The following is an 11147-nucleotide window of genomic DNA, read 5'->3' as shown; positions in this document are numbered from 1 at the left end:
GGCAGTCAGTCGCGCCGAAGCTGCGTGCCAAGTCGAATTTGTCCGGATTGATATCAATCGCAAAAATCCGCCCGGCTTTGGCTTGGCGAGCACCCTGGATAGCCGCGAGGCCGATGCCTCCTAGTCCAAAGACCGCGACAGAGTCGCCTTCCTGCACTTTTGCCGTGTTGTGGACTGCACCAATACCGGTGGTCACACCACAGCCCAGTAAGCAGACATGCTCGGGGTTTGCGTCAGGGTTGATTTTGGCAAGGGACACTTCGGCAACGACGGTGTACTCGCTGAAGGTGGAGCAACCCATGTAGTGATAGATTGGCTCGCCGTTGTATGAGAAGCGGGTGGTGCCGTCCGGCATCAGGCCCTTACCTTGAGTTTCCCGTACCGCGACACAGAGGTTGGTTTTACCGGATTTACAGAACAGGCATTCGCCACATTCAGCGGTATAGAGAGGGATAACGTGGTCACCGGGTTTTACGCTAGTCACACCTTCGCCAACCTCTACAACAATACCTGCACCCTCGTGGCCCAAAACCGCTGGGAAAATGCCTTCAGGGTCGTCCCCGGACAGGGTGAAAGCGTCGGTATGGCATACCCCGGTATGTGTAATTTTGACGAGTACCTCGCCTTTACGGGGTGGTTCAACGTCAATTTCTACGATTTGAAGAGGTTTACCTGGTTCAAAGGCAACAGCTGCACGTGATTTCATGATGTTGTTTCCTTGTGTTGGTCTTGGCTCAATGGAGTTTGCTAACTCTCATGCTTTACAACTCAATCGTGAGAGCCTGTTAAGCGTTTCGCCAGTTGATCTTTACTGGTGATATGTCGCTATTGTGGGAAAGTGCTTTGTGTCTGTATATGGAATATATAGTGTTTCACCATTCCAAAAAGTGGAATAATAATGAAGTGATATCAGGCTAGGAGAAGTGGGTGATGAGCAAGGAAATCGAGATGCTACGCATCTTCCTGGTGGCTGCTGAGAGCAGCAGCTTTAGGGATGCAGCCGTCAAGCTAGCCACATCTCCTCAGGCGGTCACTCGTGCGATCAAGCACTTGGAGGCGCATTACGGCGAACTGCTGTTCCACCGAAACACTCGACAGATCCGGATTACCTCGTTCGGGGAGGGGTTGCTCGATCAAGTTCGAGATGCTTTGGAGCAAGTCGAGGATCTATTGCGCGTTCGAGGGGAAGAGCAGGGCGAAGATGTGTCTGGAATGGTTCGAATCACAGCCCCTCACAGTCTTTGCAACCGCGCAGTTCTGCCGGCGATAGAGCGTGTGGCGGAACGTCACCCCTGCATCACCATGGATGTTCGGTTATCAGACCGTATCAGCAATACCGTGGATGAAGGTATCGATGTTGGTGTCAGAGTCGGATTCATGCGAGACAGCCGCTACGTTGCCAGGAAAGCGGCAGATATGAGACTTCCGGTTGTTGCCGCGCCAGGCTTAATTGAGAAATTAGAGGCCCCCAGTGATATCGACGCGCTGGCCTCGCTGCCGATCCTTGCCGCGCTGGATATTAATACAGGGCGCCCCTGGCCTTGGCATTTCAAGGGGGAGAGGCAGTGGGTACCGACCTCACCAGTTCTGATTGCAGACAATGCCGAGGTGGAAATGGGAGCTGCGCTTTCCGGGCTTGGTTTTGCTCAGTTGGCTGACTACATGGCAGCCCCTTACATCGCTAGCGGAGAGCTTGTTCAAGTCCTTGAGAATGAAGAGCCTCCGCCATGGGGGCTCTTCGTGTACCGTCCACAAAGTGGTCCTGTTCCACCCAGAGTCCGCGCGGTCTTTGACGCAGTTCATGCCGCGCTTGGTGCTATGCCGTCGCTCAATCAGCTTGAATAATGGAATTCAGCCAAGGCGGCCCTGAGTCAAAATGCAACGTGGGCTACTGGTTAAACCCTTTACCACCAATATGCATACTGGTGATTTTGCCGCGTAACAACTCTTCTCGCTCAGCATTCAGCTCCTTCATTTTGGCGACATACTCGGGATTCTCATGATTCGGCCGGTCGATGCTGTGGAGACCCGCGACTTCCTCCATCATGTTTCTGTCCAAGACTTCAAATTCCGCAGCCAGGTGCCTGGCGTGCTCGCCTGACACCCCTAACGCCTCAAGGGCCGAGCGACCTGTTCGTATGGCGCTATCGTAAGTTTCGCGAATGATGTCACGGCATCCCATGGCATACAGCTCGAATACATGGTTCCTGTCCCAAGCTCGGGCAATAACATGGACATTGGGGTAGTGCTTGAGTACGTGTTGAACCAGTTTGTTGATCTGCTCCCTGCCATCAATGGCCACAATGAGTAACTTGGCCTGGCCTATGCCAGCGGCTTCCAGCAGGTCTGGCCGTGTGGCATCTCCGTAATAGACCCTGATGCCATAATTACGCAGGATATCCAGCTGGCTTGCGCTGAAATCCACCACGGTGGTCTGCAAGCCCATGCCACGTAACATACGATTGATAACACCGCCGAATCGCCCGTGCCCGGCGATGATGATGTCACCAGCGGCATCTATTTCATCTGAGGCTTGTTGCTGAGAATCGGCATATCGAGGAGCAATTACACGGTCATAGATGATGAATAATACAGGCGTTAGAAGCATGGATAGGGCAACGATCAACAGAAGCTGATCCGCTAGCGCTTGCGGCAAGATGGCGTGATTGACCGTAAAAGACAGCAGCACAAAGCCGAACTCACCAGCTTGAGCCAGGCTCAATGCGAAGAGCCAGCGATTGCTGCCCTGCAGATGGAATAGCTTGGCCAGAACCAGTAATACCACGACTTTGACGGCGATAAGCCCCAGTGTGGCCAGGATAATAGGTACCCATGCGCTAGCGAACAGGGCGAAATTGATACCTGCGCCGACGGTCATAAAGAACAATCCGAGCAACAAACCCTTGAATGGCTCAATATCGGATTCCAGTTCATGGCGGTAGTCACTGGTAGCCAGCATGACTCCGGCAATAAAGGTACCTAGTGCCGGAGACAGGCCGACCAGCTGCATGAGCAAGGCAACGCCTATCACCATCATCAACGCTGCGGCATTAAACAGCTCGCGTAGTCGGGTGGCTGCAATCAAATCAAAGATTTGGGTGGTTAAACGCCGCCCAGCCAGAATCACCACAGCCAATGCTCCAATGGTGACTAGAGTGGCCTGCCAGCCGGGCAAGCCCGCGACCAGGCTGATCCCTGTATGCTCAGCGCTGTCTTGTGCGTGAACAAGCAGGTCCTGGAGTTCAGCTATGGCTAGCAGCGGCATTAAGGCGAGCATGGGAATGACCGCGATATCCTGAAACAGCAAAACGGAAAAGGCAGATTGCCCACCGTCGCTGCTCATCAGGCCTTTTTCGTTCAATGTCTGCAACACGATGGCAGTGGAGGACAAGGCCAGAACCAGGCCTACAGCCAGGGCAACAGACCACCTTTCCCCCAGCATCCAGCAGATAAGCATCACCGCACCTGTCGTCGCAGATAGCTGTAGTCCACCTAAACCAATGAGTCGATGGCGCAGCCTCCAAAGACGTTCGGGTTCTAGCTCGAGGCCGACCAGAAATAACATCATCACCACTCCAAATTCGGCGAAATGCTGCAATGAGAGAACGTCTACATCCAGCAATGCCAATAAGGGAGAGATCATGATGCCTGCTATCAGGTATCCAAGTACCGAGCCCAGGCCGAGACGGGTTGCCAATGGCACAGCGGCAACACCAGCAGCAAGGAAGATAAACGACAGGAGTAGATAATCGGTCATTACAGTTCACCAATGCCTGAGCAGTTTTTGAGCAATCTTGATCTTTTCATTCAACAATAGTGTGTAGATACCAAATGAAGCAGAGCCCGTGATATGGGGCTCTGCGTCTATTTACGGAGCAGGGAATGCGTTGGGGGAGGGCACCAACGCATTCCCCCGCCTTAATGGTATCTACATGAAGATAAACTGCCGATACAAGGCATCAAGCTGTTCACGCACCGCTTCTACGCTTTGCTCTTTACCACTATCCGTCAGCTCCATTAGACGCTGTTCCTTGTCTGTAATCTGCTGGCAAAGATCTGCCAGGTTCTCACAGAAGCCGTCTGGATGAATAACTGGACCCGCAGTTTCGACTTGTTCGCTTGCCTTTTTACGCGCCGAGGAGGTCGGTGATATCCCGTGTTCTTTGTTAAAGGCAATCTGGATGGCTCGGCGGTTATTGGTCTCATCGATAGCTTGCTTCATTGCTGGGGTAACCGTGTCAGCATACAAAATGGCTTTACCGTTCTGATTACGTGCGACACGTCCAATCATTTGGATTAGGGCGTGGGAGGAACGTAGAAAGCCAGCACGGTCAGCATCGAGGATGGCGACAAGTGATGCTTCAGGAATATCGAGACCCTCTCGAAGCAGGCTAATGCCAATCAAGACGTCGAATTCGCCTTCTCGAAGGCCATTAATGATTTCGACCCGGTCTTCAGCCTTGGTGTCTGAGTGCATGTATCTGGTGCGAATACCATTCTCTTCAAAATAGCCGTTTAGGTCTTCGGCAGCTGCCTTAGTCAGAGTGGTAATAAGAACCCGGCTGTTCTTCGTTACACATGCAGAGATTTCATTGAGAAGGTCATCGATGGAGCCGTCCTTTTTCCTGATTTCAACCACAGGGTCAAGCAAGCCGGTAGGGCGGATCATCTGCTCAATTACCCGATCCTGAGACTTCTTTATCTCGTAAGCGCCCGGCGTTGCGGACACAAATACGGTTTGCGGTTTGATTTTCTCGAATTCAGTGAAATTAAGAGGGCGGTTGGCTTTGGAAGACGGTAAGCGGAAGCCGTAATCAATAAGGGTGTTCTTGCGGCTCTGATCGCTCTGGTACATAGCAGAAATCTGCGGGATCATGACATGTGATTCATCGATGAATAAAAGCCCATCTTTGGGGAGGTAGTCGAGCAGGGTCGTTGGAGGCAGAGAGGCGTCTCTACCGCTGAAATACGAGGAATAGTTCTCCATCCCAGAGCAGTAGCCAAGTTCTTTCATCATTTCGATGTCGTTGGTAACTCGCTCATGCAGACGATCAGCCTCCACAAAACGGTTGTCGCTATTCAGCTCTGCGACGCGCTTCTCCATCTCTTCGGTGATTTTTTGCGTTGCTTCATCAATTTTGTCGGTGGGAGTGGCAAAAAGGGTCTTCGGCGACACAAAATATTCGTCAATCGTTTCGAGGCTCTCTCCTGTCACAGGGTCGATACGCTTAATAGACTCAATGGCGTCATCCAGCAGCTCTACACGCACCCCCCATTGCTCTGAATCGGCTGGGAAGATATCAATCACGTCTCCCTGTACCCGGAAGGTGGCGCGTTTTAGCTTCCGATCTGTTCTGTCGTATTGCAGCTTGGCGAGCCGGTGAATCAGCTCTCTTTGGTCAAATCGAGCGCCGGGTGCTAGCGGCACCTGCAAGGCACGATATTCGTCTGGATCACCCAAACCATATATGGAGGAGACCGATGCCACGACGATGACATCCCTGCGTTCAATGAGTGACTTGGTGGTGGATAATCTCAGCCTCTCCAGATGCTCATTGATGGCGGAGTCTTTCCTGATAAAGCGATCAGCGCCAGGAATATAGATCTCTGGCTGGAAGAAGTCGTAATACGATACGAAGTACTCAACCGCATTTTCAGGGAAGAAGCTCTTCATTTCGCTGTAAAGCTGAGCGGTCAATGTCTTGTTCGGTGCAAGTATCAGGGTGGGGCGTTTAAGCCGGTGAATCACGTTCGCCATGGTGTAGGTCTTGCCAGACCCGGTAATCCCTTTAAGGGTTTGATGCGTTGCGCCGCCTTCAATATTCGATATCAATCTCGCTATGGCCTCAGGCTGATCCCCTGATGGCGTGTAGCTAGAGTGCAAGATGAACTTACCTGTAGACATTACCGATCTCCTATTTACACTCCTTGTATTTAGCAGGATGTCTTGGCGTTTGGAAAGCTCTGTCAAACCAGAGCCGGACTCTTTAGAGGGCTGGTGTGTGGCGGATATATACCCCAAGCACCAAATGCAGGGCAGGGCGCTTTCCTAGTCTGCAGCGTAAGCAAGCCCCCGTAGACCTTTCCGCGTTAGGCGGCAGCCCAAAACACAGACAGTGCTAGGAGGTTCCAGCCAGTCCAGGGAAAAGGGAAGACAGTCCAGCCACTAGCATGCTTACCGCAATGGCCAGCAGGATCATGCCCATCAGGCGGGTAGTAATCACCCGCATGGTATCGCTGAGGACCTTGCCAAAGGCTGAGGCAAAGAACAGCACCGCAAACAGCATCAGCAGGATCGCCGCGACCACACTGCTCAGTGCTAGCAGAGCTGCCGCAGAGCCAGCGTGGCCTGCGTAGATGATCAGGGTGGCGATGGTGCCGGGGCCGACGATCATGGGAAAGGTGATGGGGTAGAAGGCCAGCCCGCTAAGATCCTGCATCTGCCCCTGTTCTGCATCGCTGCCGTGATGGGAGCTGATGTTGTCGCCGTTGAGCATGGACCAGGCAATATGCGCCAGCACGATGCCGCCAGCCACTCGAAACTGGTCAACGGTAATGCCGAAGAAGTGAATAATGGCTTGCCCGGCGAGCAGAATCACCCCACACATCAATGCCGAAAACAACACGATTTTCACCGCCAGGGTACGCTGTTGTGCCACCGTAAAGCCTGTGGTCAGCGCCAGAAAGATGGGCAGGTTAACGAACGGGTTCATGATGGCGAAGAAGGCGCCAAAGGCTTTGATCAGTTCGGTTTTGTCCATGGTTGCGCTCCCTTTTGCGGTAATCACGATGCCCGAGCATGATAGCAAGTTGGCGGCGGTTGACATCGCGCCAGCCTGGGCGTAGTTCATTATTTCTGTGTGCAGCGTCATTTCCACGCATTTCATTCGTATGACGGCAAGGAGTAGGGCCATGGCGGACCGGCGCAAAGTTCCAGGGGTAAAGCAATACGGTGGTCCGGCAGGGGGCTGGGGTGCACTCAAGGCCACCGCCGAGGCGGTGCGTGAGCAGATGGATGCAGTACAGGCGTCAGGCACCTTGCTGCGTACCAATCAGCCCCATGGTTTCGACTGCCCTGGCTGCGCCTGGCCAGACAAGGAGCACCGTTCTACCTTCCAGTTCTGTGAGAATGGTGCCAAGGCGGTAACTTGGGAAGCCACCAAGAAGCGGGTCACGCCCGAATTCTTTGCCGAGCACAGCGTTACCGAGCTGCTGGGCTGGCATGACCACGACCTGGAAGGCATGGGTCGACTCACGCAGCCACTGGTCTATAACGCGAACACCGACCACTATGAACCCATCGAATGGCAGCAGGCCTTTGATCGCATCGGTGAGATCCTTCGCGCTCTAGACCCGAGTCAAGTGGAGTTTTATACCTCTGGCCGCGCCTCCAACGAAGCGGCCTACCTTTACCAACTGTTCGCACGGGAACTGGGCACTAATAACTTCCCCGATTGTTCCAACATGTGCCATGAAGCGACTAGCGTTGGCCTGCCTCGTTCTATCGGCATGGGCAAGGGCTCGGTCTCGCTGGAAGATTTTGACCACTGTGAGCTGATTATTTCCATCGGACATAACCCCGGTACTAACCATCCGCGGATGATGGGTACGCTACATGAAGCCTCCCGGCGCAAGGTGCCGATCATGGTGTTCAACCCGCTCAAAGAACGGTCTCTGGAGCGCTTTGCCGATCCGCAGAACATGATCGAGATGGCGACCTTTGGCTCAACACCCATTGCCTCGTCCTATTTTCAGGTGCGCGCCGGCGGTGATGCGGCGGCGCTCAAGGGCATCATGAAAGGGGTATTGCAGCTGGAAAAAGGCATCGGTGGCGTGCTCGACCGTGATTTTATCGATGAGCATACGACCGGTTTTGACGCTTTGGTGGCGGATATCGAGGCCACCGCCTGGGAGGACATCGAACGGGAAAGCGGTTTGCTTCGCAGTGATCTGGAAATGGTGGCGGCGGCCTACGCCCGCTCCAAGGCCACCATTGTTTGTTATGGCATGGGGGTCACCCAGCACAACAAGGGCACTGCCAATGTGCGACTGATCTGCGATCTGTTGCTGTTGAGAGGCAACATGGGCAAACTAGGGGCAGGCATTTGTCCTCTGCGCGGCCATTCCAATGTGCAGGGTAACCGTACCGTGGGTATCACAGAAAAGCCTGCCCCGGCATTTCTGGAAAAATTGCAGCAGACCTTTGGCTTTACTCCGCCCAGTGAGCACGGCCACGATGCGGTACAGACCATGCAAGCCATGGTGGCGGGCCACGCCAAGGCGTTGCTGTGTCTGGGCGGCAACTTTGCCGTGGCCATGCCGGATGCCGAGGTCAGTTACCCGGCCATGAAGGGACTGGATCTGGGCGTGCATATCGGCACCAAGCTGAATCGCTCCCACCTGCTCACCGCCAAACAGACCTTCCTGTTCCCGTGCCTGGGACGTACTGAACGTGATGAGCAGGGCAGCGGTCCGCAGGCGGTGACGGTGGAGGATTCCATGTCCATGGTGCATGCCTCGCAAGGCCAGCTGGAGCCCGCCTCGCGCTGGTTAAAATCGGAACCTGCGATTGTTGCCGGAATGGCTCAGGCCACGTTGCCTGGCAGTACCGTCAAATGGGCGGCATTGGTGGAAGACTATGATCGCATCCGTGATCTGATCGAACAGACGATCCCTGGCTTTGACGACTATAACGAGCGTATCCGGGTACCTGGTGGTTTTCGCATGCCACTGCCGGCCACCGAGAGGGTATGGAATACGCCCTCCGGCAAGGCAGAGTTTTTTGTGTTCGATGGACTGAAGCAGAATCTGGAGGTCCGCGGTGACGATGTGCTGCGATTGATCACTATCCGCAGCCATGATCAATACAACACCACCATCTATGGCATGGATGATCGCTATCGTGGCGTGTTCGGGCGCCGCGATGTGCTGTTCATGAATGCCGAAGACATGGCCGCGCGCGGGTTTCAGCACGGCGATAAGGTTAATATCGAAACTGCCCTGGAGGGCAAGTCGCTGCACTATGACAACCTCACAGTGATCGAGTACAACATTTCTGCGGGTTCCGCAGCGGCCTATTACCCGGAAGCCAACCGGCTGATCCCGCTGGATTACATGGACAAGGAAAGCGGCACGCCGTCCTACAAGTCGGTGCCGGTACGGGTGAATCTGGCCAGTGATGCCTCCTGATACAAACAACCATAAACAATAATGGCAAGGTTATGACGACAACGGTTTCTGCCCCACAAGCGGTCTGTGCACCACTGACTCAATACGCCATTTTTATCGTGGCTACAGCATTGCCTGGCGGTGCAGCCGAACAGCAGATTCGCGAGGTTTGTGCCGATCTGGGAGGCTTGGTACGTAGCATCAGTCAACGCACCCCGGCGGGCAATCTCAGCTGCATCTGCGCCTTCGGTGCTCAGGCCTGGCCACGTTTTTTCGGAACTGGCCAGCCCCGCGAGCTACACGAGTTTCGCGCCCTGGGACCGCCAGAGCGGCACGCACCGGGTACTCCGGGAGACCTGTTTTTCCATATTCGTGCCGAGCAGATGGATCTGTGTTTTGAAATGGCCATGCAGTTGATGAACAAGCTGGGCGGCAGCGTGCAGGTGGAAGACGAGGTGCATGGTTTTCGTTATTTCGATTCACGCAGCATGGTGGGGTTTGTGGATGGTACCGAAAATCCGCAAGGCGACGAGATCGCCCGCTTCGCCCTGGTTGGGGAGGAAGATACGGACTTTGCCGGTGGCAGCTATGTGATAACCCAGAAGTACCTGCACGACATGGATGGCTGGGATGCGCTACCGGTGGAGCAGCAGGAAAAAATCATCGGCCGCAGCAAGCTCGACGACATCGAGCTGGACGACGAGCACAAACCTTCCTGGGCTCATAATGCTCTGACCGTTATCGAGCGCGATGGTGAAGAGTTGAAAATCCTGCGCGACAACATGCCGTTTGGCAAACCGGGCAGTCGGGAATTCGGCACTTTCTTTATTGGCTATGCTCGATCAGCGGCAATTACCGAAGAAATGCTGGAAAACATGTTTGTGGGCAACCCGGAAGGCAACTATGACCGGTTGCTGGATTACAGCCGGGCGGTGACCGGCAATTTGTTCTTTGTGCCGTCGCAGGCGCTACTCGACTGTTTGGCCGACTGAGACTGAACCTCTCACAGGGACAGGGCTATATAGTCGTGGTTCACTGTGATGCGGTACATGGATCAGGTTGAGTTGGTGGCGCCGTGCCCACTGTACCGTTAGCGCGGTGGGCGCCGACAGGGTGGCCAGGGTGCCAATGCCGGTGCTTACCGCTTTCTGAATCAGCTCCAGACTGCAACGGCTGGTCATTACCACCACGCCGTCACGGGGGGAGATGGCAGCGTGGTAGAGCGCGCCAATCAACTTGTCCAGGGCGTTATGGCGGCCAATATCTTCCCGGCAGAACAGAATTTCTCCCTGATTATCCAGGTATGCCGCCGCATGCAGGGCGCCACTGGGCTGTGCCAGTTGCTGGTGTTCGGCCAGCCGCTGGCGTAGCCGTGCAAACAGTCGGGCAGGTGGTAATGGCGCCGGGCTTAGAGAGGGCATCGCCGGCAGCGCCTGCTCCAGTGCGGCCACCCCACACACACCGCAACCACTGGTGCCGGCCAGCTGACGGCGCTGTTGCTTGAGTTCGGCGAAAGCGCGGTTGGCAATGGTCAATTCGGCCTGTCGGGCCTCACCCTGGCCGCCAAACTCAATGTCGTAGAGCTCTTCGGGGCGAGCAATCAGTCGATTGCTGAGGCTGAATCCCAGTACGAAGTCTTCCAGATCATTGGGGGTGACCATCATCACCGCCTGGCTAATGCCGTTGTAGCTGATGGCCAGCGCGGCTTCCTCGGCCAGGGTCGCCTGATGGCGAACCTGGCTGTTCAAATCCAGGTAATCGAAGGCCGATTCCTGGTTGCCGGCCTGCTCGTTAGCGAGGGGGGCGAAAGTGCTCACAGTCAGGCTCCGGTGAGGTTGATACCTTCAGAGTAGGGGAATCCTGCGTTAACGTCTAAGGCGCAGCAATGTCTGGATCGTTGCTCGCCGTCGGGCTGGCGGGGGAAAGGCGGTATTAGTGGCTCGCTTATCGGACGCTGTTTTCACAATGAAGCTGGAGTC

General features: G+C 54.8%; 8 protein-coding genes. 3 read left to right on the top strand and 5 right to left on the bottom strand.

Features of this window, described 5'->3' with window-relative positions:
• Positions 1–709: alcohol dehydrogenase catalytic domain-containing protein (locus AXW11_RS03950; protein WP_502690933.1), on the bottom strand; the 709-nt coding region annotated here is incomplete at its 3' end.
• A 221-nt stretch (positions 710–930) separates the two neighbouring features.
• Between AXW11_RS03950 and AXW11_RS03945 the strand changes: the two genes are divergently transcribed.
• Positions 931–1845 carry a LysR family transcriptional regulator gene (locus AXW11_RS03945; protein ID WP_286791860.1) on the top strand — a complete coding sequence of 305 codons (915 nt, stop codon included), beginning with the start codon at positions 931–933 and terminating at the stop codon, positions 1843–1845.
• Positions 1846–1888: 43 nt separating this feature from the next.
• On the opposite strand, the gene AXW11_RS03940 is transcribed toward AXW11_RS03945, so the two are convergent.
• The 3 genes from AXW11_RS03940 to AXW11_RS03930 form a co-directional block, all read right to left on the bottom strand.
• Positions 1889–3757, bottom strand: coding sequence for a cation:proton antiporter domain-containing protein (locus AXW11_RS03940; protein ID WP_286791858.1), 1869 nt, complete (start codon positions 3755–3757; stop codon positions 1889–1891).
• Positions 3758–3928: 171 nt separating this feature from the next.
• On the bottom strand, positions 3929–5905 hold the full coding sequence (gene uvrB / locus AXW11_RS03935) for an excinuclease ABC subunit UvrB (protein ID WP_286791857.1): 1977 nt from the start codon (positions 5903–5905) through the stop codon (positions 3929–3931).
• A gap of 214 nt (positions 5906–6119) precedes the next feature.
• Positions 6120–6761 carry a MarC family protein gene (locus tag AXW11_RS03930; RefSeq protein WP_286791856.1) on the bottom strand — a complete coding sequence of 214 codons (642 nt, stop codon included), beginning with the start codon at positions 6759–6761 and terminating at the stop codon, positions 6120–6122.
• Between the two features lie 151 nt (positions 6762–6912).
• Here AXW11_RS03930 and AXW11_RS03925 point away from each other — a divergent pair, with 151 nt between their 5' ends.
• Both AXW11_RS03925 and AXW11_RS03920 read left to right on the top strand, forming a co-directional pair.
• Positions 6913–9189 (top strand): FdhF/YdeP family oxidoreductase, encoded by a 2277-nt coding sequence (locus AXW11_RS03925; protein WP_286791855.1) that lies wholly within the window; start codon positions 6913–6915, stop codon positions 9187–9189.
• A 32-nt stretch (positions 9190–9221) separates the two neighbouring features.
• Positions 9222–10160: a Dyp-type peroxidase gene (locus tag AXW11_RS03920; protein ID WP_286791854.1), complete on the top strand. Its 939-nt coding sequence runs from the start codon at positions 9222–9224 to the stop codon at positions 10158–10160.
• On the opposite strand, the gene fdhD is transcribed toward AXW11_RS03920, so the two are convergent.
• A complete protein-coding gene (gene fdhD, locus AXW11_RS03915; RefSeq protein WP_502690932.1) occupies positions 10137–10991 on the bottom strand; it encodes a formate dehydrogenase accessory sulfurtransferase FdhD in 855 nt (284 codons plus the stop codon). The two genes, AXW11_RS03920 and fdhD, sit on opposite strands and share 24 nt — an antisense overlap.
• Positions 10992–11147 lie beyond the last annotated feature (156 nt).

The sequence above is a fragment of the Marinobacter sp. Hex_13 genome (genome assembly GCF_001566815.1).
GTDB lineage: Bacteria > Pseudomonadota > Gammaproteobacteria > Pseudomonadales > Oleiphilaceae > Marinobacter > Marinobacter salarius.
The sequence above is the reverse complement of the archived record's forward strand: the minus strand, read 5'-3'. Positions and strand labels throughout refer to the sequence as shown.